The sequence below is a fragment of the Microbacterium luticellae genome (assembly GCF_050408645.1).
Taxonomy (GTDB): Bacteria; Actinomycetota; Actinomycetes; order Actinomycetales; family Microbacteriaceae; genus Microbacterium.
Genome location: NZ_JBNTKE010000001.1, coordinates 821,414 through 845,923 on the forward strand (window position 1 = coordinate 821,414; position 24,510 = coordinate 845,923).

The 24,510-nt window shown below is 60.3% G+C and carries 24 protein-coding genes; 2 read left to right on the top strand and 22 right to left on the bottom strand.

The window, feature by feature from the left end:
- Positions 1-68 precede the first annotated feature (68 nt).
- From ACQUSW_RS04145 to prmC, 15 genes are all read right to left on the bottom strand, one after another.
- Positions 69-1,046 carry an aldo/keto reductase gene (locus ACQUSW_RS04145; protein ID WP_428930983.1) on the bottom strand — a complete coding sequence of 326 codons (978 nt, stop codon included), beginning with the start codon at positions 1,044-1,046 and terminating at the stop codon, positions 69-71.
- An 86-nt stretch (positions 1,047-1,132) separates the two neighbouring features.
- Entirely contained in the window at positions 1,133-1,930 is a 798-nt protein-coding gene (locus tag ACQUSW_RS04150) for a large exoprotein (RefSeq protein WP_428930984.1), read from the bottom strand.
- A gap of 42 nt (positions 1,931-1,972) precedes the next feature.
- Entirely contained in the window at positions 1,973-2,740 is a 768-nt protein-coding gene (locus ACQUSW_RS04155; RefSeq protein WP_428930985.1) for a YaaA family protein, read from the bottom strand.
- 66 nt (positions 2,741-2,806) lie between these two features.
- A complete protein-coding gene (locus ACQUSW_RS04160) occupies positions 2,807-3,067 on the bottom strand; it encodes a F0F1 ATP synthase subunit epsilon (RefSeq protein WP_428930986.1) in 261 nt (86 codons plus the stop codon).
- A 2-nt stretch (positions 3,068-3,069) separates the two neighbouring features.
- On the bottom strand, positions 3,070-4,524 hold the full coding sequence (atpD, locus tag ACQUSW_RS04165) for a F0F1 ATP synthase subunit beta (protein WP_428930987.1): 1,455 nt from the start codon (positions 4,522-4,524) through the stop codon (positions 3,070-3,072).
- A 23-nt stretch (positions 4,525-4,547) separates the two neighbouring features.
- Positions 4,548-5,447 carry a F0F1 ATP synthase subunit gamma gene (locus ACQUSW_RS04170; RefSeq protein ID WP_428930988.1) on the bottom strand — a complete coding sequence of 300 codons (900 nt, stop codon included), beginning with the start codon at positions 5,445-5,447 and terminating at the stop codon, positions 4,548-4,550.
- An 18-nt stretch (positions 5,448-5,465) separates the two neighbouring features.
- Complete coding sequence (gene atpA / locus ACQUSW_RS04175; RefSeq protein WP_428930989.1) at positions 5,466-7,106, bottom strand: F0F1 ATP synthase subunit alpha; 1,641 nt, start codon at positions 7,104-7,106, stop codon at positions 5,466-5,468.
- Positions 7,107-7,162: 56 nt separating this feature from the next.
- On the bottom strand, positions 7,163-7,951 hold the full coding sequence (locus tag ACQUSW_RS04180; RefSeq protein ID WP_428930990.1) for a F0F1 ATP synthase subunit delta: 789 nt from the start codon (positions 7,949-7,951) through the stop codon (positions 7,163-7,165).
- Positions 7,951-8,487, bottom strand: a complete 537-nt coding sequence (locus tag ACQUSW_RS04185; protein WP_428930991.1) for a F0F1 ATP synthase subunit B — start codon at positions 8,485-8,487, stop codon at positions 7,951-7,953. The genes ACQUSW_RS04180 and ACQUSW_RS04185 overlap by 1 nt, the downstream gene beginning before the upstream one ends.
- A gap of 32 nt (positions 8,488-8,519) precedes the next feature.
- Complete coding sequence (gene atpE / locus ACQUSW_RS04190; RefSeq protein WP_428930992.1) at positions 8,520-8,759, bottom strand: ATP synthase F0 subunit C; 240 nt, start codon at positions 8,757-8,759, stop codon at positions 8,520-8,522.
- Positions 8,760-8,805: 46 nt separating this feature from the next.
- Positions 8,806-9,549 carry a F0F1 ATP synthase subunit A gene (gene atpB, locus ACQUSW_RS04195; protein WP_428930993.1) on the bottom strand — a complete coding sequence of 248 codons (744 nt, stop codon included), beginning with the start codon at positions 9,547-9,549 and terminating at the stop codon, positions 8,806-8,808.
- A 204-nt stretch (positions 9,550-9,753) separates the two neighbouring features.
- The gene (locus tag ACQUSW_RS04200; protein WP_428930994.1) at positions 9,754-10,233 is read right to left on the bottom strand and encodes a Cg1360 family ATP-synthase-associated protein; all 480 of its coding nucleotides are present in this window, start codon (positions 10,231-10,233) and stop codon (positions 9,754-9,756) included.
- A complete protein-coding gene (locus ACQUSW_RS04205; RefSeq protein ID WP_428930995.1) occupies positions 10,230-11,384 on the bottom strand; it encodes an MraY family glycosyltransferase in 1,155 nt (384 codons plus the stop codon). Before ACQUSW_RS04205 ends, ACQUSW_RS04200 begins: the two co-directional genes overlap by 4 nt.
- A complete protein-coding gene (locus tag ACQUSW_RS04210; protein ID WP_428930996.1) occupies positions 11,381-12,064 on the bottom strand; it encodes an L-threonylcarbamoyladenylate synthase in 684 nt (227 codons plus the stop codon). The genes ACQUSW_RS04205 and ACQUSW_RS04210 overlap by 4 nt, the downstream gene beginning before the upstream one ends.
- A gap of 51 nt (positions 12,065-12,115) precedes the next feature.
- Positions 12,116-13,063 carry a peptide chain release factor N(5)-glutamine methyltransferase gene (gene prmC / locus ACQUSW_RS04215; protein WP_428930997.1) on the bottom strand — a complete coding sequence of 316 codons (948 nt, stop codon included), beginning with the start codon at positions 13,061-13,063 and terminating at the stop codon, positions 12,116-12,118.
- A 60-nt stretch (positions 13,064-13,123) separates the two neighbouring features.
- On the opposite strand from prmC, the gene cysK reads away from it, so the two are divergent.
- Both cysK and epsC read left to right on the top strand, forming a co-directional pair.
- On the top strand, positions 13,124-14,062 hold the full coding sequence (cysK, locus tag ACQUSW_RS04220) for a cysteine synthase A (protein ID WP_428930998.1): 939 nt from the start codon (positions 13,124-13,126) through the stop codon (positions 14,060-14,062).
- A gap of 24 nt (positions 14,063-14,086) precedes the next feature.
- Positions 14,087-14,653 carry a serine O-acetyltransferase EpsC gene (epsC, locus tag ACQUSW_RS04225; protein WP_428931278.1) on the top strand — a complete coding sequence of 189 codons (567 nt, stop codon included), beginning with the start codon at positions 14,087-14,089 and terminating at the stop codon, positions 14,651-14,653.
- Between the two features lie 56 nt (positions 14,654-14,709).
- On the opposite strand, the gene prfA is transcribed toward epsC, so the two are convergent.
- From prfA to argS, 7 genes are all read right to left on the bottom strand, one after another.
- Positions 14,710-15,789 (bottom strand): peptide chain release factor 1, encoded by a 1,080-nt coding sequence (gene prfA / locus ACQUSW_RS04230; protein WP_428930999.1) that lies wholly within the window; start codon positions 15,787-15,789, stop codon positions 14,710-14,712.
- 21 nt (positions 15,790-15,810) lie between these two features.
- Positions 15,811-18,042: a transcription termination factor Rho gene (rho, locus tag ACQUSW_RS04235; protein WP_428931000.1), complete on the bottom strand. Its 2,232-nt coding sequence runs from the start codon at positions 18,040-18,042 to the stop codon at positions 15,811-15,813.
- Between the two features lie 142 nt (positions 18,043-18,184).
- A complete protein-coding gene (gene thrB / locus ACQUSW_RS04240; RefSeq protein ID WP_428931001.1) occupies positions 18,185-19,123 on the bottom strand; it encodes a homoserine kinase in 939 nt (312 codons plus the stop codon).
- Positions 19,120-20,460 carry a homoserine dehydrogenase gene (locus tag ACQUSW_RS04245; RefSeq protein ID WP_428931002.1) on the bottom strand — a complete coding sequence of 447 codons (1,341 nt, stop codon included), beginning with the start codon at positions 20,458-20,460 and terminating at the stop codon, positions 19,120-19,122. The genes thrB and ACQUSW_RS04245 overlap by 4 nt, the downstream gene beginning before the upstream one ends.
- On the bottom strand, positions 20,457-21,890 hold the full coding sequence (lysA, locus tag ACQUSW_RS04250; protein WP_428931003.1) for a diaminopimelate decarboxylase: 1,434 nt from the start codon (positions 21,888-21,890) through the stop codon (positions 20,457-20,459). Before lysA ends, ACQUSW_RS04245 begins: the two co-directional genes overlap by 4 nt.
- A gap of 74 nt (positions 21,891-21,964) precedes the next feature.
- Positions 21,965-22,777 carry an LmeA family phospholipid-binding protein gene (locus ACQUSW_RS04255; RefSeq protein ID WP_428931004.1) on the bottom strand — a complete coding sequence of 271 codons (813 nt, stop codon included), beginning with the start codon at positions 22,775-22,777 and terminating at the stop codon, positions 21,965-21,967.
- Positions 22,774-24,441 (bottom strand): arginine--tRNA ligase, encoded by a 1,668-nt coding sequence (gene argS, locus ACQUSW_RS04260; RefSeq protein WP_428931005.1) that lies wholly within the window; start codon positions 24,439-24,441, stop codon positions 22,774-22,776. The genes ACQUSW_RS04255 and argS overlap by 4 nt, the downstream gene beginning before the upstream one ends.
- Positions 24,442-24,510 lie beyond the last annotated feature (69 nt).

The window sequence follows — 24,510 nt, forward strand, 5'->3', positions numbered from 1 at the left end:
GGCCTCCCTGATTGCCAACGTGCGCGCGCAGCGCTGCTTCTTCAGCCGCTGCGAATATAAACCACTCACTATGCGGCCGGGTCTTCCGGCAAGGGGAAGAACCCGTCTATTATCGCCAGATCTTCTTCGGTTGGCGACCAGGCTTGTCCGGCGCGTGCATTAGCGGACACCTGTTCGGGCGATGTTGCGCCCGCAATCACGCTTGCTACGGCGGGTTGCGCCAGCAACCAGCCAAACGTGGCTTCGAGCATTGTGATGCCGCGTTCATCACAGAAGTCACGATAGGCATCGAGCGCATCCCAGGGCGCCTGCTCCCACAGGTGTGAGCGGGTCGACATAATGCGACTGCCAGCGGGGCCGCCTTCACGAGTGAACTTTCCTGTCAGCAGGCCGTTGTACAGCGGGAAGAACGGGAAGAAACCCAGGCCATACCGTTCGGATGCCGGAAGAACTTCGCGTTCTGCCCCGCGAGCCAGTAACGAGTAGTGGTTCTGTGCCGAGATAAAACGGCCCGTCGAACGCGACCGTGCCGTGAACTCTGCTTCAGCAATCTGCCAGCCGGTGAAGTTTGAGTGCCCGTAATAGCGGATTTTGCCTTCGTTGACGAGTTCGTCGAGAGCATCAATAGTCTCGGCGATCGGTGTTTGAGGATCAGGCAAATGCAGCTGATACAGGTCAATCCAGTCCGTGCGAAGACGACGCAGCGACTCCTCAACGGCCCGGCGCACGTAGCGACGCGAGCCTCGCCCGGCAGGAAAGTTGTATTCCATATCGCGCTCATGGCCGAACTTGGTGGCGAGCACGACGCTGTCACGGCGGCCTTCCAGGGCCTCACCCATCAGCGTTTCGCTGAGACCTGGGTCACGACCGTACATATCGGCGGTGTCGAGAAAGACCACGCCGCTGTCGATCGCAGCATCGAGCACTGCCCGTGTACCCTGCAGAGATTCCGTGGCGGTGCCGGCGCGACCAAAGTTATTGCATCCCAGGCCCACTGCCGAAACCACTAGCCCCGACTGCCCGACCCGACGTTCATGACCCATCATCCCTCCACGCTACCGCGTCATGGGCCCCTATGGCGTACAACGGCGCAGGCCCCCGATGAAATTCATCGAGGGCCTGCGGCTACTTCTTAGGCACCGGGCGCGGGAGGCGCGGGAGGTGCCGGCGGGGTGGGCGGGTTACCACCATTCGTGGGCGGTACCGGCGGGGTTCCACCGTTTGCCGGAGGGGCCGGGGGCACGGGAGGCTGTGCGGGAGGCTGTGCCTGCGGGTAGCCACCGGGCTGCTGCGCCGGGGGCTGGTATCCCTGGGGAGCCTGCGGGTAGCCACCGGGCTGGCCGGGAGCCTGGTAACCCTGGGGGTAGCCCGGGTTCGCCTGCTGCGGTGCTCCGACAGCGCTGGGCTGCTGGGGCACGCCGTCCCATACTGTGCGGTCGGCGAGGAAGCCATTGTTTGCCCATGGGGCCGGGGCAATGTTGGGGTTCCAGCGCGACTTGTCGTAGGCGGCAATACCGAGCCACACGATGCTCAGCAGCACATAAAGCACTACCCACACCGGCTCTTTTTGCAGCTTCAGGCCGACGCGCCATGCAGCCATAGCTGCCACAACGGCCATCGACAGCATGATGAGCTGACCGATAACCGGGATCCAACCCAGCACAGCGCTGGCCCCGATAGCAATCAGCACAAGCCAGGGGCTCAAGTCGCCCAGCTTGGTGAAAATCATCATGTTGTACAGCGGCACCCAGGCGCGCCACTTACCCTGCACACCAGCCTTATCAAAAATCTTCATCAAAAACAGCGATGACAGCACGTAACCAGCGGCTGCGATTACGAACCACAGCACGACCATGCCGATAATAAACGCCGCATTGAATGCGTAATAGTCATCCATACGAGACCCTCCGGGTCGGGTTTGCTTGGGCACGACTTCCTCCACGCCGTGCCTTATTCACCCTAGCCCGTGTCGTCACGGAGCAACAGCCACCAGCTGCACTCTGTTTTTCTCGGGCGTTGCGCGAATCACGTATCCGAGCGTGTGAGCAACCCTCATCAACTCATCTGCGGTTGCAATATTCGCCTGTTCTTGTGCGAGGGCGCGCACAAGCTCTCCCTTTGCCTTTTTATTGAAATGGTTGAGTGCTCGCACCGTGCCGTCGTCCGTTTCGGTGACGACGTGCACATACACGTGGTGTGTTGTTGTTGGCACGGGGCCAAGCCGCACATAGGCCTCTGAGCGCATATCAATAATGAATTCCGGATGCTGCGCTTCGAGCGCCGCTGTCACGTACTGCGACCATGCTCGGCGCAGTGGCCCTACCCCCGGCAGAGTCGTTGTCGCACTCATCCTGTAGTCGGGTATGCCGTCGAGAGCGCCGATCGGGCCCCACGGAGCCGTGTGGACGAGCACGTGGTCTCGCAACCATTCGCGCGCCGTGTCGTCGAGCGTTGATGCCTCGAGCACGTCGTAGAGCACTCCCGTATAGCGATCGATGGCGGGCATGGTGGGCGCGTGTTTTAGCTGCGCGTTCTTTTCAATCTCGCCGATTTTCTTCGGTCCGAGCTTGAGTGTGCGCAGCGCCTCGTCGTGATTGCTACTCAGGTTGATGAGGGCATCGGTAGTTTGTTGGCGCAGTGGTGTGAGTGAGGGTAGCGCCCAGGTGTTGATGGGCCAGGCGGGGTCATTGCCGCCCGGGTGTTTTGTTTCCGACGGCGGTAAAAGGATTGTCATTGTCATAAGACCCCCATAGACGCAGCAAGGGCGAGGAAGCTCCTAGGAACTTCCTCGCCCTTGCCGACGAAGCTAAACGCTGAGTGCCGCGTGCCCTGCCACGATGGTCAGTTCGTCGCCTTCCATCGAAAGAAAGCCGTCCTGTGCGTTTGCGAGCACTTTCGAGCCATCTTCCTGAGTGATTCGAACTTCACCCTGGGCGAGGATTGCGAGCATCGGTTCGTGACCGGCCATGATTCCGATTTCGCCTTCGACCGTTTTGGCGACGACAAGCGTTGCTTTCCCGGTCCAAACTTCGGCATCGGCCGACACGAGGCTGACCTGCAGAGCCATGGTTATGCGTTCTCCTTCTGAATCTGCGCCCACTTCTCTTCGACATCAGAGATGGGGCCGACGTTGAAGAAGGCCTGTTCTGCAACGTGGTCGAAGTCACCGCGAGCGATCGCGTCGAACGATTCGATGGTGTCTTTCAGCGGGACTGTTGATCCCTCGACACCCGTGAACTTCTTGGCCATGTAGGTGTTTTGCGACAGGAACTGTTCGATGCGACGTGCCCGCGAAACAACGATCTTGTCTTCTTCTGACAGCTCGTCAACACCCAGAATTGCGATGATCTCTTGCAGCTCTTTGTTCTTCTGCAGAATCTGTTTCACCGTTGTCGCCACGCGGTAGTGGTCCTCACCTAAGTAACGAGGGTCCATAATGCGTGAGGTCGAGGTTAGCGGGTCGATCGCAGGGTACAGACCCTTCGATGCAATTTCACGCGACAGCTCGGTCGTTGCGTCAAGGTGCGCGAACGTCGTTGCGGGTGCGGGGTCGGTGTAGTCGTCGGCAGGAACATAAATGGCCTGCAGTGACGTAATCGAGTGACCACGCGTCGACGTGATGCGCTCCTGGAGGATACCCATTTCGTCGGCCAGGTTGGGCTGGTAGCCCACCGCCGAGGGCATACGGCCCAGAAGCGTTGATACTTCAGAACCTGCCTGCGTGAAGCGGAAGATGTTGTCGATGAACAACAGCACGTCCTGCTTCTGCACATCACGGAAGTATTCAGCCATCGTGAGCGCTGACAGCGCCACGCGCAGACGGGTGCCCGGCGGTTCGTCCATCTGTCCGAAGACGAGCGCAGTCTTGTCGAAGACGCCTGCTTCGTCCATCTCGTGGATGAGGTCGTTACCCTCTCGGGTACGCTCGCCGACACCGGCGAATACCGAAACACCACCGTGGTCCTGCGCGACTCGCTGGATCATCTCCTGGATAAGAACCGTCTTACCCACACCGGCTCCACCGAACAGACCGATCTTTCCACCCTGAACATAGGGCGTCAGAAGGTCGATCGACTTAATACCGGTTTCAAACAGCTGAGTCTTGGACTCCAGCTGGTCGAAGCTGGGAGCCTTGCGGTGAATGGGCCAGCGTTCGGTGATTTCAATCTGCTCACCGGGCTCAGCGTTGAGAATCTCACCGGTCACGTCAAAGACGCGGCCCTTGGTGACATCCCCGACGGGGACAGAAATCGGCGCACCCGTGTCACGTACGTCTTGCCCGCGAACGATGCCGTCCGTTGGCTTCAGTGCGATGGCACGTACGAGGTCGTCGCCCAGGTGCTGGGCAACCTCGAGGGTGATTTCGTTCGAGTCGTCGCCGATGGTGATCGTCGTCTTGAGCGCGTTGTAGATGTCGGGAATCGCATCGTGCGGAAACTCGATGTCCACGACCGGCCCGTTGACGCGTGCAACGCGCCCGACGACCGCGGTGGTGGCCTGTTCGGCCGTAGCGGTAGGGGTCATTTCTTCGTCTCTTTCGTGATGGTCTACTTGCTCGACGCGAGTGCGTCGGCACCGCCGACGATCTCGGCGATCTGCTGCGTAATCTCTGCCTGGCGAGCGTTGTTGCGCAGGCGGGTGTAGTCGGTGATGAGCTTGTCAGCGTTGTCACTGGCCGACTTCATCGCCTTCTGCGTCGCTGCCTGCTTAGCGGCAGACGACTGGAGCAGTGCATTGAATACTCGGCTCTGGATGTACACCGGCAGAATGGCATCCAGCACGGTGTCAGCATCCGGCTCGAAGTCGTACAGCGGGTATACGGGAGCTGCTGCATCCGTCTCGTCGGATTCGGCGATCTCCAGCGGCAGCAAACGCACCGTTTCGGGCTGCTGAGTCATCATGCTGACAAAGCGGTTGTAGACAAGGTGGATCTCGTCGACGCCGCCGTCTTCTCCGCCACGGTCGAAGGCTTCCAACAGTGTTGCCGAAATTTCTTCGGCCGTACGGAACTGCGGAGTATCGGTGTCGCCCGTCCACTCCGCAGCGGATGCAATGCTGCGGAATTGGAAGTAGCCGACGGCTTTTCTTCCGACGAGGTAGAACACCGGTTCTTTACCTTCGGAACGAATGAGCTCCGCAAGTTCGAGCCCTTCACGCAGGATCTGCGAGTTGAAAGCCCCAGCCAGACCACGGTCGCTCGAGAAAATCACAACGGCAGAGCGCCGGACTGTCTCGGGTTCCCGGGTCAGCGGATGATCAACGTTCGAGTAGGTGGCTACGGCCGATACAGCCCGGGTCACAGCACGCGCAAAAGGTGTTGACGCGCGAACACGCGCCATCGCCTTCTGAATACGCGAAGCTGCGATGAGCTCCATCGCCTTCGTAATCTTCTTGGTCGTCTGAGCAGAACTAATCTTCTGCTTGTAGACCCTGAGTTGAGCGCCCATTATTCGTTATCCGCGCGATCAGCCGCGACGGCCCTTGACGATCTTCTCCTGGTTGACGTCTTCGGCGTCGGCTGCCGAGTGTTCTTCGTTACCCGGGGCTCCGAGAGCCTGACCCTTACCGCCTGCGAATTCCAGGATGAATGCATCGGTGTGCTTTTCGAGCTCGGCGACGGTGTCGTCGTCGAGAACGTTGGTTTCGCGCAGTGTGTCGAGTACCTTCGTGTTGCGACGCAGGTAGTCGAGCAGTTCGCGTTCGAAGCGCAAGACGTCTTCGACCTCGATCGTGTCGAGCTTGCCATTGGTGCCCGCCCAAATGGAGACAACCTGGTCTTCGACCGGGTACGGCGAGTACTGCGGCTGCTTGAGCAGTTCGGTCAGTCGTGCACCGCGTGCCAGCTGGCGCCGCGATGCTGCATCGAGGTCGCTGGCGAACATGGCAAAAGCTTCGAGCGAGCGGTACTGCGCCAGTTCGAGCTTGAGCGTACCCGAGACCTTCTTGATCGACTTGACCTGGGCGTCTCCACCCACACGCGAAACCGAAATACCCACGTCGACGGCGGGACGCTGGTTGGCGTTGAAGAGGTCGGACTGCAGGAAGATCTGACCATCGGTGATCGAAATCACGTTGGTCGGGATGTAGGCCGAGACGTCGTTGGCCTTGGTCTCGATGATCGGAAGGCCGGTCATCGATCCTGCACCCAGCTCATCGGAGAGCTTTGCACAGCGCTCAAGGAGACGTGAGTGCAGATAGAACACGTCACCGGGGTACGCTTCACGGCCCGGCGGACGACGCAGAAGCAGCGAGACGGCACGGTAGGCCTCTGCCTGCTTAGAGAGGTCGTCGAAGATGACAAGCACGTGCTTGCTGTCGTACATCCAGTGCTGACCGATGGCCGAGCCGGTGTACGGTGCCAGGTACTTGAAACCGGCAGGGTCGGATGCCGGAGCCGCAACGATGGTTGTGTACTCCATGGCACCGGCTTCTTCCAGCGCGCCCTTGACGGCGGCGATGGTCGAACCCTTCTGACCGATAGCGACATAGATGCAGCGAACCTGCTTGTTGGTGTCGCCCGACTCCCAGTTTTCTTTCTGGTTGATGATCGTGTCGATGGCGATCGCGGTTTTACCGGTCTGGCGGTCACCGATGATCAGCTGACGCTGTCCGCGGCCGACGGGGATCATTGCGTCAATGGCTTTCATGCCGGTCTGCAGCGGTTCGTGAACACTCTTACGCTGCATAACGCCGGGCGCCTGCAGTTCGAGGGCACGCACGCCTTCCGAAGCAATTTCGCCGAGGCCATCGATGGGGTTACCCAGTGGGTCGACCACACGGCCCAGGTAACCGTCGCCGACGGGTACCGAGAGCACTTCGCCGGTGCGGGTTACTTGCTGACCGGCCTCGATACCGGTGAAGTCGCCAAGAACAACAACACCAATTTCGTGTTCATCGAGGTTGAGGGCGAGGCCCTTCGTGCCGTCAGCGAAGGTCACCAGTTCGTTGGCCATAACGCCCGGCAGGCCTTCAACGTGCGCGATACCGTCGGCGGCGTCGATGACGGTGCCGACCTCCGTTGCCGAAGCACCCGAAGGCTCGTATGCAGCGGCGAAGTCCTTCAGCGCGTCACGGATGACGTCGGGGCTGATCGATAGTTCTGCCATTGTCTTCCCTTAAATATCTGATGAGGGTCTGCGCGGGTAAGCCGCGCGAAGTCCTGTTAGCCCGCGAGCTTCTGTCGGAGGTCGGCAAGCCGCGCGGAGATGCTGCCGTCGATGACGTCATCGGCAACCTGTACGCGCAGGCCTCCGACGACTGAGGGGTCGATGACGATGTTCAGCGAGACGTTCGTGCCATATCGCTTGTGCAAGGCTTCGCTCAGCCGCTTGTGCTGAGCATCGCCGAGGGGTACAGCGGTGTGCACAGTTGCGATAACGTGCTCGCGCTGAGTAGCGATGATGTGGATCGCCCGGCTCAAAAGTTGCCGGACCCGACGACCGCGAGGGTGCTGCACCAGTGACGAAACGATGAGCGCCGTTGCCGGGCTCGTCGCTGCGCCAAAAATACTCTGTGCCAGCTGAGCTTTCGCCTCGTCATTGCCGATACGACTACCCAGAGCCAGTTCGAGGTCGGGGTTCTCGGCGACCGTGCGAGAAACTGCGAACAGTTCTCCCTCAAGGTCGGTGTCGTTTGCGCCAATAGCAACAGCACGAATGGCAAGCTCTTCGATGCCATCGATCAGATCGGATGGCCGCGACCAGCGCTGTGCTGCTGCGACACGAAGTGCCTCTCGGGCCTGCTCAGATACCGTGGCAAAAATCTTGCCGACGACATCCTGCCGAGCCTGAGCGGGCACAGAAGGGTCGACGAGCGCGCCGCTCAACTGCACCGAGCTGTCGATCAAGCGTGCAGCAGCAAAGAGCTCACCGCCGACGCCGACCGTAATCCCCTGTGTTGCAGCGAGAGCCTGGGCCGACGTCGCAAGTGCCTGAGTGGTCGCGCTACCCATTACTTGGCCGCCTCGAGATCAGCCAGGAAACGGTCGACCACCGCGGCAGCGCGCGAGTCATCGGTAAGCGTCTCTTGAACAACGCCGCCCGCGAGGTCAATGGCGAGCGTGCCAACCTCAGAGCGCAGCGACACCAGAGCCGCCTGACGTTCTGCCTCGATTTGCGTCTGGGCTGCAGAGGTCACCCGTGCAGCTTCAGAAGTTGCCGCTTCTTTGGCTTCTGCGACGATCTTCTTGCCATCCTCACGGGCGGCATCGCGAATCTGTCCTGCTTCAGCACGGGCCTCAGCGAGCTGCTTTGTGTACTCCTCAAGCGCTGCCTCTGCCTGCTTCTGCGCTTCATCTGCCTTGGCAATGTTGCCCTCGATTGCGGCCGAACGTGCATCGAGAATAGTAGTCAACCGCGGCAGTGCCACCTTCCACACAACGAGGAAGATGATGATGAAGCACACGCTGGACCAGATGATGTCATAGTCGGACGGAAGAAGTGGGTTACCCAGCTCTTCGGCCGCCAGAGTGACAAGCGTGGTGCTCACGCTGCCTCCTTAGTCTCAGTCGTGCTCGAGGATCAAATAGCGTTGAAGATAAACGGCGTGGCGATACCGATGAGCGCGAGGATCTCGATGAATGCAACACCAATAAACATGGTGGTCTGCAGACGGCCAGCAAGCTCGGGCTGACGTGCCGTTGCTTCAATGGTCTTTCCGATCATGACGCCCAGGCCGATCGCAGGACCAATGGCTGCCAGGCCGTAACCGACCGTGGCGATGTTTCCTTCGATGGCGGCAAGAACCGTAGTTGCGTCCACTTGTGTGTTTTCCTTTCTTGGATCGGGGCTCCGCTTGGAGACCCGATTAGTGCTCGTCCGCTACTGAGAGCTGAATGTAAACCGCGGTGAGGATAGTGAAGACATAGGCCTGAAGAAGATAAACGAAAATCTCGAAGAGAGTAAACGCCATGCTTAGGGCAAAGGTGCCCGCGGCGAGAGGCGTGAACCAGTTCATGCTCAACAGGAAGAAGTGTGTTGCCGAGAAGAACAGCACGAGCATCATGTGTCCGACCATCATGTTCAGCAGGAGTCGCAAGAACAGGGAGACCGGACGAGCAATGAATGTCGAGATCAGTTCGACCACGGCAATGATGGGCACGAGGTAGATCGGCACACCACTGGGAACGAGAGAGAGCTTGAGGTACTTCAACCCACCGTGCTTCTTGATTCCCGCATAGATAAAGGCGATATACGAGACAACCGCCAACATGATCGGCACCCCAGCAACGGCGGTACCTGCGATGTTGATGAACGGTATGACACCCGTGAGGTTCATGAACAGAATGCCCATGAACATGGCAGTCAGCAGCGGGAGGAACCGCTTACCGTCGCGTTCTCCTAAAACCTGGAAAGCGATCTGGTCGCGTACGAACCCGAAGAAAAACTCAATAAGGCTCTGACCCCGCGTGGGAACAACAGATAGTCGCCGGGTACCGATCAAGAGAACGATGATCAGCACAACAGTCGCGATGACCTGTGCGAGGTTGATACGGGTGAAAGCGAAGGGCGTGCCCTCCAGGAATAGCACCGGAGGGAAAAAGTCACCCATTGACGGTGGGTGGAACTCAATCTCAGAGGCAGCCGTGAGGAACATTTTCACGTGAGTCAACGGGTTGGCTCCAGCTTCTTGCGTCGAGGGTGGAACGCGGTGAAAGGTGAGGGGTACTCCTTGCAGCGCATCAGCGCTCCCGCCGAACACTGACCACAAGGCCGGGATCCACCCTATCAAAGGTTAAGGCCGTTCGTGAACGCATCACGGGTTCTGCTCCTGTTCCTCTTCGGGGTTGACCGCGGGAAGAGTAATATCCGAGACCGCAGGCAGCCGCATCCGCTGCAAAACAACCAGGTCGACGACCAGTGATGCGATGGCCGCACCCACAAGAGAAAAGAAGAAAACTATCGGCACGATCCATGACACGCTCTGCAACGACAGCAGTAGCACGAGCACGATGAGAAATTTCAGTAGCCAGAACCCGAGCACGATCGCAAAAAAGGTCGTGAGGTAGGTCGGCGTGCCGTACCAGCGGTTAGCAATAACGATGCTGATCGCGGTGAAGGCAGGAAACAGCACGCCCACGCTGGCACCGATAACGCCGCTCCACATACCGGCCGACTCCGCGACAATCCATCCCGTCGCCCCGGCCAGCACAATCACCACTCCCCCGATAATGGCCCCCCAGCGCAGCGTGGTGTGCAGCACAGGGGTGCTCGAGAGCTGAACCTTCTCGGTCACTGATGTTCTCCATTCGAAGCAGCGCGCGCTGCGCGCCGATGCGGATTAAGGGTGACTACAAGGCAGGCGGCAATGCCCACCACGGCGAAAAGTGCACCGAAGAGGTAGTCGCCGGGCCATTCGCTGCTGGTACCGATATACATCAACAGGACCGCCAAAGAGATGACGGCGGTCCAGGCGTAGAAGATGACGACCGCATCGCGATCACGGTGGCCAAGGTCAAGCATCCGGTGGTGTAAATGCTGGCGATCCGGAGCGAACGGTGATTTTCCTGCCCGCATGCGCCGCAGCACGGCCAGCCCGAAATCAAGCAGTGGCAGAATGACGACGGCAACGGGCAAAAGAATCGGTATGAAGGCACCCAGCATTTGCGAGCGCCCAAACTGTTCGGGGTTGAGCATGGCGGGGTTCATCTGCCCCGTTATCGCTACCGCCGAGGTCGCCATCAGGAGCCCCAGCACAAGGGCTCCCGAATCGCCCATGAAGAGCTTCGCGGGGCTCCAATTGAGCGGTAAAAACCCGAGACATGCCCCCACGAGCACCGCTGCCAACAGTGATGCCAGGTTGAAATAGCTCGACTGACCTGTGTCTCGCGACAAAATATAGGAGTACGCGAAGAACACCCCGTTGGCGATCAGGCAGACGCCTGCTACGAGGCCGTCAAGACCGTCAATGAAATTTACAGCGTTCATCACGACGACGATCGCGAGCGTCGTCAGCCCAATGCTGACCCAGCTCGACCCAACGACCAGTTCGCCGATGGGCAGCGACAGAATCTGCAGCCCTCCGACGACGGTAATAAGCCCGGCAGCAACGAACTGCGCGCCGAGCTTAATCATCCAGTCGAGGTCGAACAGGTCGTCGATGACGCCCACGACGCAAATAAGAGCGGCCGCACCCAGCACAGCCCACATGGTTTGCGGTCGTACCCACACGCTGCCAAAAAATGGGTTCGCGGCAGAAACAGTCAGCGCGGCCACCATTCCCAAAAAAATGGCCACCCCACCCAGTCGGGGGGTGGGAGTGGTGTGTACATCACGCTCCCGGATGCCGGGATACAGCCGGAATCGCAAGCTGAGCTGCCACACTGCCCATGTCAGAGCGAACGTGACAGCCGCTGTCAGGATGATGATGAACAGATACTGCTTCACGCCGAATCGTCCGGAACTTCGAGCAATTCACCCAGCACGCGCACGAGTTCCGACCGCGGTATGGCGCCCTCGCGCAGGATGCGAACGCGAGCGTCGTCGTCACCCGCGCGCACGAGAGAGGTGGCATCAATAATTGTTGAGGCGATACCGGTGGTGCTGGGCCCGTGATCAAGATAGACATCGACGCTGTCACCCAGCATCCGCTGGGCGTCGTCGATGGTGAGCGCCGCGGGTTCGCCCGAGAGATTTGCGCTTGACACTGCGAGCGGGCCCGTCTCTTCGAGCAGTTCCAGCGTCATCGGCTGTGCCGGCATGCGTACGGCCACTGTGCCACGGGTCTCACCCAGATCCCACACGAGCGACTGCTGGGCTGGTAGCACGATCGTGAGAGCACCAGGCCAGAACTCTTCGACGAGGCGCTCTACCGGCTCGGGTACGGCTTCGACAAGCGCACCGAGTGTCGCTCTGCCCGGTACCAGTACGGGCGGTGGTTGATGCCTGCCACGGCCCTTCGCGTCGAGGAGCCGTTGGACGGCTGCGGGAGTAAAAGCATCGGCGGCAACACCATAAACGGTGTCGGTGGGAAGCACGACGAGTTCTCCGCGGGCGAGGGTTTGGCGGGCATGGCGCATTCCAGCGAGGAGACCCTCGGGGGCGCGACAGTCGAAGACAGAGGACATGACCCGTTTAGTCTACGCGGCACGCGCATCATTTCGCTGCCAGGTCACGTGCTATACCGGTTTGATAGCCGTGGTGGCACGATCACGCCGGGTCAGGTCTTGATGAGTGGCTGTTTGCACCCACCCATCGGCACTCAGCAGTTCCCGAATAGCTGCACCCTGCACCTCGGCATGCTCGAGCACGACAAGACCCCCCGGATGCAGCAGCTGCAGCGCCCGTTGACTAATGACACGCACGATGTCGAGGCCGTCGGCCCCGCCGTACAGTGCCATATGCGGGTCGTGCAGCCGCACTTCGGGATCACGTGGGATGGCGGCATCCGGAACATACGGTGGATTAGAAATAACCACCGCAGCCTGCCCTGCAATATCGGAACAGGCTTCACCCAGGTCGCCGTGGATGAGGGTGAGGTTGTGAATGCCGGCCGTGTTGCGCCGCGCCCAGGTCAGTGCCTGTTCAGAAAGTTCGACGGCAAACACCCGTGCGTGCGGTACCTCTGTTGCCATCGCGGCAGCTATCGCACCCGAACCGGCGCCCAGGTCAATAGCAATAGGTGTCGGCTGTGCTGCAGCCAACAGCGCATCGATCGCTAACTGGGCCACCCCCTCGGTCTCGGGGCGCGGTACAAAAACACCGGGTCCCACCGACAGCACCAGGTTACGAAAAGGCGCCTGACCGGTGAGATGCTGCAGCGGAACGCGCTCGGCACGGCGATGAACAAGCTGCACAAACTGCGCGTGAGCGGCTGCGTCTAACGTGTCGCGGCGAATAGCGGCAGCGGCGACTCCCCCGCGGCTCAGTCCCGTCACAAACCCGAGAAGAAGTTCGGCATCGACCATCGCATCGGTGATGCCCGCTGCGGATAAAGTATCGGCCGCGTCAGAGAGCACAGTGGAATAGGTATACGAAGCATCCGGCACAGTAGTCCAGCGTAGTGAGCATTGACCATCGGCGTCATACTCGCGCCGCGACACCGCCCATGCGTTTAGGCTGGGCATGCACCCTGCACTTTGTGCATGATGCACAGGCTTGGCAGTTTAACCCCGAAAGGCTTTCCCATGCCCGGAATCCACTCCGATATCACCAGCGCATTTGGCAACACTCCCCTTGTGCGTCTCAACCGCATCACCGAGGGGCTCGACGCCACCGTGCTGGTTAAAGTCGAAGCCTATAATCCGGCGGGCAGCGTCAAAGACCGCATTGGCATTGCCATGGTCGATGCGGCAGAAAAAGCGGGTGCTCTGCAACCGGGCGGCACAATTGTTGAGTCAACCAGTGGTAACACCGGTATTGCCCTCGCTATGGTGGGCGCGGCACGCGGCTACCGTGTGATCTTGACGATGCCAGCCTCGATGTCGAAAGAGCGTCGAGTATTGCTGAAGGCTTTTGGCGCCGAGGTTGTGCTCACGGACCCTCACAAGGGCATGTCGGGTGCAATTGAAGTCACCGAGCAGATTGTGGCCGACACCCCCGGAGCCGTGTGGGTGCGTCAGTTTGAAAACGAAGCAAACCCGCGCATTCACCGCGAGACAACCGCGCAAGAAATTCTGCGCGACACCGATGGCAACGTCGACATCTTTATCGCTGGTGTGGGCACGGGCGGCACCGTTACGGGTACCGGGCAGGTGCTGAAAGAAACCCGCTCCGACATTCAGGTCATTGCCGTCGAGCCGAAAGACTCCCCTGTGCTCACCGAAGGGCACCCTGGCCCTCACCGTATTCAGGGCATTGGCCCGAACTTTGTGCCCGAGGTTCTTGACCGCAGTGTGCTCGACGAGGTCGTCGCCGTCGAATACGACGACTCGATTCGGGTAGCGCGCGAGCTGGCCTCCCGCGAGGGCCTGCTCGTGGGCATGTCGAGCGGTGCCGCGGTGCACGCAGCTTTGCAGGTTGCTGCACGGCCAGAAAATGCCGGAAAGACGATTGTTGTCGTTGCCCCTGACACGGGTGAACGGTACGTGTCGACAGCGCTTTTCGAAGACCTGCGCGATTGGTAGATCACTACTGTGAGTGCTGTACGAATGGTGTACGCGCGGCTGCGAGAAGACCTCGCGGCCGCGCGGTTGCGTGATCCTGCCGCACGCAACTACCTCGAGTTAATCGTGCTGTATCCCGGTTTGCACGCCATCTGGGCACACCGGCTGTGGCACGCGCTGTGGCGTCGCCGTCTACGGTTTATTGCCCGCGCAGGAGCAACGATCACACGCATGCTCACGGGTATTGAAATCCATCCGGGAGCCCGCATTGGGCGACGGTTTTTTATCGACCACGGTATGGGCATCGTCATTGGCGAAACCGCCGAAATCGGTGATGACGTGATGCTGTACCACGGCGTGACCCTCGGTGGCCGCACCCGTACAAGCGGCAAACGGCATCCGACTCTCGGTGATGGCGTCGCCGTGGGCGCGGGGGCCAAGGTACTCGGCCCCATTTCGGTGGGCGACCGCAGCGTCATTGGGGCCAATGCCGTTGTTACCAAGGATGCCCCGGCCGACAGCATTCTGGTGGGTGTGCCGGCCAAACCGCGTCAGCGCACGCAGGATGATGACACACGGGCACTTCTTACCGCACCCGAGTACGTCATTTAACGCACATCGACGCCGGCGCGTCAGCGCGTCAGTGCGTCAGTGCGTCAGTGCGAAGCCTATTCGTCGTGCCCGAGCGCTGCCAGACGTGCTTCTTCATCGGCATGAATGGCCGACTCGATAAGGGGCTCGAGGGCGCCGTCCATCACCTGGTCCAGGTTGTATGCCTTGAATCCGGTGCGATGATCGGCAATACGGTTCTCGGGAAAGTTGTACGTGCGAATACGTTCCGATCGGTCCATCCCACGAATCTGTGATCGGCGGACATCGGATGCCGCCGCTTCACGTTCTTCCTGCTGCTTGGCCAGCAGTCGTGCCCGAAGCACGCGCATACCGGCTTCTCGGTTTTGCAGCTGTGACTTCTCGTTCTGCATTGATACAACGATTCCGGTGGGTACGTGGGTGATGCGAACAGCAGAGTCGGTGGTGTTCACGGACTGTCCGCCAGGACCGGATGAGCGGTACACATCGATTTTGAGGTCGTTCTGGCTGATCTCAATTTCGTCGGGCTCGTCGACCTCCGGGAACACGAGAACACCCGTGGTTGAGGTGTGAATGCGGCCCTGCGACTCCGTTGCCGGTACTCGCTGCACGCGGTGCACGCCGCCTTCATACTTCAGATGAGCCCACACGCCCTGTGAGGGGTCGGCGGATGATCCTTTAATAGCCACCTGAACGTCTTTGTACCCGCCCAGGTCGGATTCGTTCCGCTCAAGAAGCTCGGTCTTCCAGCCTTTTGATGCTGCGTACTGCACATACATGCGCAGCAGGTCGGCGGCAAACAGTGCACTCTCAGCGCCGCCCTCACCGGCTTTGATCTCCATGATCACGTCACGAGCATCATCTGGGTCGCGCGGAATGAGCAGGCGTCGGAGTCGCTCCTGCGCCTGCTCCCACCGCTGCTGCAACGCAGGAATTTCTTCGGCGAATGCTTCGTCTTCGCCTGCCAATTCTTGTGCTGCTTCGAGGTCGTCTCCGGCTGTTACCCACTCGTCGTGGGCACGCACGATCCGGTTGAGCTCGGCATACCGACGGTTGATTCTTTTTGCTCGCGCTGCGTCGGCGTGCACCTCGGGATCAGAGAGCTGTTTCTCGATCTCGCGATGTTCGTCGAGGAGGCCCTGCACCGACTCAAACATTAGAAACCTTCACGTTGCTCATCAGCGGATGCTGTTTTCGTGTCCCGTGCCTCCCGGAGTGGGGATTGATTTTTGCATCTGCACGAGGAACTCTACGTTAGAGCCCGTTTCTTTTAGCTTGCCCAGCACAACCTCGAGGGCCTGCTGCGGGTCGAGTCCGGCAAGGGCGCGACGAAGCTTCCACGTAATCTTGACCTCGTCGGCAGACAGCAACATTTCTTCACGCCGTGTGCTGGAGGCGTTGATGTCAACCGCGGGGAAGATTCGTTTGTCTGCCAGTTGGCGAGACAAGCGCAGTTCACTGTTGCCGGTTCCCTTGAACTCTTCGAAAATAACTTCGTCCATTTTCGAGCCGGTTTCTACCAGGGCTGTGGCAAGAATCGTGAGCGATCCACCGTTTTCAATATTGCGTGCCGCACCAAAGAATCGCTTGGGTGGGTACAGTGCCGAGGCGTCGACACCACCGGTGAGTACGCGACCGGATGCCGGCGCCGAAATGTTGTACGCGCGGCCGAGGCGTGTGATCGAGTCGAGCAGCACGACGACGTCGCGTCCGAGTTCTACCAGGCGCTTCGCTCGCTCAATAGCGAGTTCGGCGACGGTGGTGTGGTCTTCTGCGGGGCGGTCAAACGTCGATGCGATGACTTCACCCTTGACGCTGCGTTGCATGTCCGTGACCTCTTCGGGTCGTTCGTCGACGAGAACGACCATGAGGTGGGCTTCGGGGTTGTTGTGCGCGATGGCGTTGGCAATCTGCTGCAGCACGATCGTCTTACCCGCCTTGGGGGGTGCAACAATAAGCCCGCGCTGGCCTTTACCGATCGGGGCCACCAGGTCGATGATGCGCTGCGTGAGTTTTTCTGGCGCTGTCTCGAGCCGCAGACGCTCTTGCGGGTACAGCGGGGTGAGGTTGTTGAAGTCAACGCGCGATGCTGCGTCATCGACCGAGAGTCCGTTGATGGAGTCGACCTTGACGAGCGCGTTGTATTTTTGACGCCCGTGCTGCTCGCCTTCGCGGGGCTGCTTGATGGCTCCAACGATCGCATCGCCCTTGCGCAGGTGGTATTTCTTGACCTGGCCGAGCGAAACGTACACGTCGCTGGTGCCTGCCAAGTATCCGGTTGTGCGCACAAAAGCGTAGTTGTCGAGTACGTCCAGGATTCCCGCGATGGGAATCAGAACATCGTCTGCGCCAATCTCGGGCTCAAATTCGTCAGACGTGGAGTTATTACGGCGCTTGTTGCGCTGCCGGGTGCGCGTGTTGCCGCCGTGCTGGTCGTCGTCGGATGACGAACCGTTATCGCTGTTGCGATTACGGCTGCGGCTGCGGTTACGGTTACGCCCGCGGTTGCCATCGTGGATGTTGTCTGACTGCTCATCTGATTTGTCAGTGTCTGCCGCGCTTTCGCGCTCTTTGGCTTCTTGAGACCCTGCAGCGTTGTCGTTGTCTGCTGCTGTTTCTTTTGTGCCACTGTCGGCAGAATCATTTTTTTCGGATGCCGCACTGTGGCCTTCAGCGTCTGTCTGGCCTTCGGCCTCGGCAGTCTTTTTGGCCGACGATTTGGTGGTGCGCTTGGCAGCAGGTTTACGCTTGGCAGCCGGCTTCTCCGCCGCCTTGTCGCTGTCGGCCGACTTATCTGTTTCGGCGGATTTATCGCTGTCGCCCGAAGATTGGTTGTCGGCTTTCGGGGCGGCCTCGGCTTTGTCGGCCACCGCGTCTTTATTGTCGGATGCTGCGTCAGCCGTTGATTCGGCAGCGGCCTCATCCGTCTTTTTGGTGGTGCGTTTACGAACCGGACGCTTAGCTGCGGCCGGTGCCTCTGCTGTTTTATCGGCGCTGTCGCTGGCAGACTCATCCGCGGTATCTGCCGCCGGTGTCTCCGGTGCGGCGGTCTTTGTTTCGGCTGAGGTTGCACGGCGCGGTGCACGCTTGCGAGCGGGTGCTGCTGCGGGCTCCGCTGACTCTGCTACCGGCGCGGCAGCAGGGTCTGTCTTGTCTGCGGCCGCTGATGACTTCTTAGCGGTCGTCGCTGCTGGTTTTTCTGTGGGCTCACTATCGGCGTCGGTTGTCGACGCTTCCGCGCGAGCGGCGGCAGAGGCTGTTGTTGCACGCCGTGGTGCACGCTTGCGTGCGGGCGTGGTCGGTGCCTGTTCGGCACTGTCGGGGGTGGTTGATGAGCCGTCAGCCGCAGAAGCAGCGGTCGTCGCTGCTGGGGTCGACGGTGCATCGGTGGTCTCGAAGAGAGGATCCACGAGTTCTCCTTGATTTATCGGGGAATGTCTCCCACCGCACCATAAACATCGGGAATGACCACACAAAGATGCGCAAGAAACACACACCAATAGCCAATTACCCGGAGTGCGGGGATTCGCAGAAATGCGACGAAGGTCCAGATCACGCCAGTGGCGTGGAATCCTCCGTGATGTCTCTTACTCTACCACCTCTGACATCGACGGCGAGCATATGCGCTTGCCAGCGCGCGTCGTTCGCCGATTCGGCGATAGCCACAGCATCGAGCCTCTCGCCCGGGCCGTCAGCGAGCACTAACACGCTGGGCCCCGCACCAGAAACAACCGCTGCATGTCCCGCTGCCCGCAAACGCGCAATGAGCGCGCTCGTGGGTGGCATCGCCTGCGCCCGATAGTTTTGGTGCAGTTTGTCTTCTGTTGCCGCCAGGAGCAGTTCCGGGCTTTGTGTGAGCGCAGCAATCAGCAGCGCTGACCGCGAAACATTAAACACGGCGTCTTCACGGGGCACCTGTACGGGTGCGAGAGTGCGCGCAACAGCCGTAGACATCGTGTAGTCGGGAATAAACACCAGCGGCGATACACCACGGTGCACGAGCAGTTTCTTCATCGCTGGGCGACCATCGTGCATCCACGCAATGGTCAGCCCACCAAACAGAGCCGGCGCAACGTTATCGGGGTGACCCTCAATTTCTGTTGCCAGGGTCAGTAGATCATCGTCGCTCAGGGCGACTTCGGGCCGCATGAGTCCGCGAGCGGCCAAAAGCCCCGCGGCCACGGCGGCGGCCGAAGACCCGAGCCCCCGGCCGTGCGGCACTCCGTTCGTAGCGCGAATCCGCAAACCAGGAAAAGGTTCGCCGACATGCTCAAAAGCACGCCGGGCTGACTGCACAACGAGGTTATCGGGGCCGCGAGAAATCTCATCGGCCCCAGACCCCTGAACGGCAATATCACAGCGGCCGGGCTCTATCTCTGTGACGGTTAATTCGTCGTAAAGACTGAGCGCGAGGCCCAGAGTGTCAAACCCCGGCCCCAGGTTAGCGCTGGTGGCCGGCACGTGCACGGCAACCGTGCGGCCGAGCGTCATGCAGCACCCTCGACACGCAGTACCGAAGACACCTGCTCGACAACATCGAGCGCTTCGAGAGCCTGCACGGTTGCCTGCAGAGCGTCTTCTCGCGCGCTGTGGGTGCCGATCACAAGACGAGCAGTGCCCTCGGCATCGACCACGGCCTTCTGCTCGACCGTGGCCACCGAAACACCGCGCTCACTGAGAATGCCCGCCACCGTAGCCAAAACACCCGGCTGGTCGGCAACCTCGATCGTAATGTGGTAGCGCGTCGTAACCTGTCCGATCGGTGTAATGGGCAGATTCGCTCGCGTGGACTCACCCACGCCCACACCGCCGGCGATATGACGGCGAGCGGCCGAAACAACATCACCCAAAACAGCCGATGCTGTTTGAATACCGCCCGCACCAGCACCATAGAACATCAGTGGGCCTGCTGCCTCTGACTCCACAAACACGGCGTTATTGCCACCGTGCACGCTCGCGAGGGGATGTTCGCGAGAAATGAGGGCGGGGTACACGCGAACAGAAATAGCATCGCCATCGGCGGTGACAGCGCCAGCATCCGGTGCCTTCGACGATGTGATCATGCGCTCGCACACCGCCAGCAGCTTGATCACGTATCCGGCACGGTGGGCATCGGCGATCATGTCGGCCGTCACCGAACCGATTCCTTCGCGGTACACGTCATCGATCGACACGGGAGTATGGAATGCCAAGCTCGCCAAAATTGCAGCCTTCTGCGCCGCATCAAAACCCTCAAGGTCAAGCGTGGGGTCGGCTTCGAGATAACCGAGATCGGTGGCGATCTGCTGGGCCTCTTCGGCGCTCAGTCCGTCGCGATCCATGCGGTCAAGAATGTAGTTCGTGCTGCCGTTAACAATCCCGAAAATGCGCATGATGCGATCACCCGCGAGGGAATCACGCAGGGGTCGCACAATAGGAATAGCCCCAGCAACCGCAGCCTCATACGAAACGGTAGCGCCCACCTGATCGGCCGCCTCATAAAGCTCAGGACCATGCGTGGCCAGCAGCGCCTTATTGCCCGTGACGACATCCGCGCCCGACTGCAACGCAGCAAGAATATGGGTGCGAGCAGGCTCCATACCACCCATGAGTTCAATAACAATGTCAGCACCGGCAATGAGCTCGTCGGCCTGAGTGGTGAGCAGTTCTGCCGGAAGCTCGACATCACGCTGCGCCTCGAGATCGCGCACCAAAATGCCCGCCAATTCGAGCCGTGCACCGCTGCGGTCAGCCAGTTCATCGGAGTGCTCCAAAAGCAAACGAGCCACCTGTGATCCGACCGAACCGGCACCCAGTAGGGCGACGCGGAGTGTGCGTTGCTGCGTCATTGTTCTCCTTCTCCGGCGGCAGCGCCGGCTCCGTGGGCAATGCCCGTGTCACGTGCAAGCACGTCAGTAATAGTCTCACCGCGCACAATCACGCGCGCGTGTCCGTCACGAACGGCAACAACCGCGGGCCGCGGCATGTAGTTGTAGTTGCTGGCAAGAGAAAAACAGTAGGCGCCCGTCGCCGGCACAGCCAGCGTGTCGCCCGCAGCTATATCGGCGGGCACATACTCGTTATCGACCACGATGTCGCCCGATTCACAGTGTGAACCAACCACCCGCGCCAGTGCGGGTACTGCGCTGCTGCGCCGCGATGCCACGCGTGCAGAATACTGAGCGCCATACAGGCTCGGGCGGGCATTGTCGCTCATTCCGCCGTCGACACTGACGTAGAGTCGATGCCTGCGCTCCCCCAGTGCCACCGATTTTGTTGTACCCACCCGATACAGGGTGACCCCTGCGGGCCCCGAGATACAGCGTCCGGGTTCAAACGCCAGTTCCGGCATCCGGATGCCCCGCGCCTGACACTGCTGCGCGACCGCGTCAACAATCTGCTCGGCCAACACCGTAAAATCTTCGGGTTCGTCCACCGACGTATAGGCGATACCAAAACCACCGCCCAGGTTTAGCAGCGGAATATCGCCGCCCGTAAGCAACTCGGCGTGCAACTGCACCATGCGCCGGGCCGACTCCGCAAAACCCGCTGACCCAAAAATCTGTGAACCGATATGACAGTGCAGGCCCACAAAATCAAGACCGTCGATCTGGCGAATGCGCGTGACGGCCTGGCGGGCGGCATCCGGAGCAAAACCAAACTTTTGGTCTTCGTGCGCCGTCGCCAAGAAATCGTGGGTTTGCGCATGCACACCGCTCACCACACGCACGAGCACGCGCTGCTGCACGCCCCGCTGCTGCGTGATGGCCGCGAGCCGTTCAATCTCGTCGTGGCTATCGACAATAATGCTGCCGATTCCTACCTCGACGGCCCGTTCAAGGTCGGCGACACTCTTATTGTTGCCGTGAAAACCCATTCGCGACGCATCGGCGCCCGCTGCGAGCGCAACCTCGAGTTCACCGCGACTACAAACGTCGACACCGAGGCCCTCCTCGGTTACCCAGCGAACAACCTCGGTTGTCAGAAGAGCCTTACCGGCGTAATAAACACGTGCGCGCGTGCCATGTCGCTGCGTCGCGGAATCGAAGGCTTCGCGCACCGTGCGGGCGCGCGTGCGCAGTTCGTTCTCGTCGAGCACGTACAGCGGCGTGCCGAACTCTTCAGCAAGGGCCGTAGTACCCACACCACCAATGTGTAGTTGACCATCGGTGTCGCGCTGCGCAGAATGCGGCCACACCCGCGCGGCAAGAGAATTAGGGTCTTCGGGGACTCTTAACCAGGCCGGAGCAAGCGGTTCGACAGGCAGGGCAGAGTTCACAGATCACCAATCACAGGAAAGGGGGATGCAGCCGGGCTCTCAAAATACTAGAGCACACCGACACAACACGATATTTACTTCTCACACGTCCCCGGTTCGCGCAGGCGCTCGTCATCGGCAATCGCGGGGTTTACGGTAAAAGATGCCTGGATGCTGTCTTGTTCTACCGACAGCTTCGCCAACTCAATGCCGGCCGGTATACGGTCGGCAATACACACGTTTTGTGTGGCTACGGCAGCACCGAGAGTTGATCCGAGACGTTCCTGAATTGCTGCGGCGTCGATCGTTACGCTGCCGAGCGTCGCTGAAACCGGGGTGATGGTGACATCTCCGCTGTCGGCACCGGGTGAGAACGACAATGACACAGGGATCGATGCGCCCCAAACGTCGATGCTTCCGGCTGCCGTTACGAGCTCATCGGCCAGAGTGATGTCGGTAACAATAGGAAGCTCAGCACCATCACGAACAAGATCGAGCAGCTGTTCGCTGTCGGCGCGCACCGAAAATTCGGCACCCATCACCGTGCCGCCGCGCAGAGGAACACTCTCGGCCGATGCCGCTGCAGCCCCCGTAAACGGGCCGACGGTCACGCTGTCTGACTCGACACGCAGGTCGCGCAGGTGCCCAGATGCCAATTGCAGCAGTGTCACAGGGGCCATGTCAATCTGCAGTTGCTGATCGTCGGGAAGGTCAAGAGCGTTGATAATCTCGCTGCGAATCGTCCGTTCTACGGCCGCGCGCGCCACCAACTCACCAACAACGGCCGCGGCCACCACGGTGACGAGCACGATTGCCAGCACCCACGGCCAGCGACGCCGCCGCGCGGCATCCGGCTGTTGCGAGGCACCCCAACCGGATGCTTCGTGCCCGTCGATCGCTGCGCTCACATACGCTCCGGTGCACGAACACCCAGCAGGTCGAGGCCGTTGCGCAGCACCTGACCCGTGGCGTCGTTGAGCCACAGCCGGGTGTGATGCACAGGCTCGATGGGCGCATCGCCGAGCGGAATAATGCGGCAGTTGTCGTACCAGCGGTGATACAGCCCCGCGAGTTCTTCGAGGTAGCGGGCAACCCGGTGCGGTTCGCGCATCTGCGCCGCAAAGGCCACAATGCGGGGGAACTCTTGTAGCGCACCGAGCAGCGCCGATTCGGTCTCGTGCGTGAGCGTCTGCGGCTCGAACACTGATCGGTCAACACCGCTATCGGTGGCATTGCGCGCTGCGTTGTGAGTGCGGGCGTGCGCATACTGCACATAAAAAACAGGGTTGTCGTTGGTACGCTTGCGCAGCAGATCGGGATCGAGGTCGAGCGGTGAATCGGCAGGGTAGCGTGCGAGTGAATACCGCAGCGCATCGGTGCCCAGCCATTCGAGAATGTCGTCCATCTCGATGATGTTGCCGGCGCGCTTTGACAGACGTGCACCGTTAATCGACACCATCTGACCGATGAGAACTTCGATGTCAGTGTCGGGGTTATCACCCGCAGCACCGGCGAGGGCTTTGAGACGGTGCACATAACCGTGGTGATCGGCACCGAGCAGATAGATCTTTTTGCCAAAGCCGCGGTCGCCCTTGCTCAGGTAGTACGCGGCATCGGCGGCAAAGTAGGTGTATTCGCCATTCGAGCGACGCACAACACGGTCTTTATCGTCGCCAAATGTCGTTGTGCGTACCCACACGGCGTCGTCGGCCTCATAAACATGACCCTGCTCACGCAGACGCTCAATGGCCTGCGCAATAAGGCTCGGGCCACCATCAGCACCGGGCGCGTGCAGGGTCTTTTCTGAAAACCACACCTCGAAAGGAACATTAAACCGCTGCAGCGAGTCACGAATCTCAGCAAGCTGATACTCGTAGGCGAGCTCTTCGGTCACCCGCAGCTGTTCGACCCGGTCAACGTCAAACAAGTCGGGGCGCGCCTTCACAACCCGCTCGGCAAGAACGTGAATGTATTCACCCGGATAGCCATCTTCTGGCAGCGGCTCGTTATGGATAGCCGCCAGCACTGACCGCGCAAAACGTCCCATCTGCGCACCGGCATCGTTGATGTAATACTCCCGCACCGCATCGGCACCACTGGCCAACAAGAGTCGCACCACTGCGTCGCCCAGAGCCGCCCACCGCGTGTGCGCCATGTGCAAAGGCCCCGTCGGGTTGGCACTCACGAACTCGACGTTAACCGAAACACCCTGCTGCGACTGGTTAGCACCGTAGCCAGCACCGGCCTCGACGATTGTGCGAGCGAGAGCACCCGCTGCTGCAGCATCGAGTCGAATGTTGATAAAGCCAGGGCCGGCCACTTCAACGCCCGAGATACCCTCAGTGGCACGCAACTGTTCGGCGATCTGTTCGGCCAATTCACGGGGCGGCAGTCCCAGGGGTTTCGCCAGGCGCATAGCAATATTTGTCGCCCAGTCACCGTGGTCACGATTACGCGGCCGCTCCAAAACGATATCGGCCGCGGTGACACCCACTGGCTCGTCCGGTCGGCGCTGCTGTACAAGCGGGGCAAGAACGGCAAAAATGGCGGCGGCAAGGGCTTCAGGGTTCATAGGATCACCAGTCTAGAGCGCTTGCCGACGCGCCAGCGACGCCGGGTCGTCGTTCCCAGGATGTCAGTG

Coding starts and splice junctions, on each gene's coding strand:
- ACQUSW_RS04145 (WP_428930983.1), bottom strand. CDS start 1,046: ATGATGGGTCATGAACGTCGGGTCGGGCAGTCGGGGCTAGTGGTTTCG.
- ACQUSW_RS04155 (WP_428930985.1), bottom strand. CDS start 2,740: ATGACAATGACAATCCTTTTACCGCCGTCGGAAACAAAACACCCGGGC.
- ACQUSW_RS04160 (WP_428930986.1), bottom strand. CDS start 3,067: ATGGCTCTGCAGGTCAGCCTCGTGTCGGCCGATGCCGAAGTTTGGACC.
- atpD (WP_428930987.1), bottom strand. CDS start 4,524: ATGACCCCTACCGCTACGGCCGAACAGGCCACCACCGCGGTCGTCGGG.
- ACQUSW_RS04170 (WP_428930988.1), bottom strand. CDS start 5,447: ATGGGCGCTCAACTCAGGGTCTACAAGCAGAAGATTAGTTCTGCTCAG.
- atpA (WP_428930989.1), bottom strand. CDS start 7,106: ATGGCAGAACTATCGATCAGCCCCGACGTCATCCGTGACGCGCTGAAG.
- ACQUSW_RS04180 (WP_428930990.1), bottom strand. CDS start 7,951: ATGGGTAGCGCGACCACTCAGGCACTTGCGACGTCGGCCCAGGCTCTC.
- atpB (WP_428930993.1), bottom strand. CDS start 9,549: ATGGGTGACTTTTTCCCTCCGGTGCTATTCCTGGAGGGCACGCCCTTC.
- ACQUSW_RS04210 (WP_428930996.1), bottom strand. CDS start 12,064: ATGTCCTCTGTCTTCGACTGTCGCGCCCCCGAGGGTCTCCTCGCTGGA.
- prmC (WP_428930997.1), bottom strand. CDS start 13,063: ATGCCCAGCCTAAACGCATGGGCGGTGTCGCGGCGCGAGTATGACGCC.
- cysK (WP_428930998.1), top strand. CDS start 13,124: ATGCCCGGAATCCACTCCGATATCACCAGCGCATTTGGCAACACTCCC.
- epsC (WP_428931278.1), top strand. CDS start 14,087: ATGGTGTACGCGCGGCTGCGAGAAGACCTCGCGGCCGCGCGGTTGCGT.
- prfA (WP_428930999.1), bottom strand. CDS start 15,789: ATGTTTGAGTCGGTGCAGGGCCTCCTCGACGAACATCGCGAGATCGAG.
- thrB (WP_428931001.1), bottom strand. CDS start 19,123: ATGACGCTCGGCCGCACGGTTGCCGTGCACGTGCCGGCCACCAGCGCT.
- ACQUSW_RS04245 (WP_428931002.1), bottom strand. CDS start 20,460: ATGACGCAGCAACGCACACTCCGCGTCGCCCTACTGGGTGCCGGTTCG.
- argS (WP_428931005.1), bottom strand. CDS start 24,441: ATGAACCCTGAAGCCCTTGCCGCCGCCATTTTTGCCGTTCTTGCCCCG.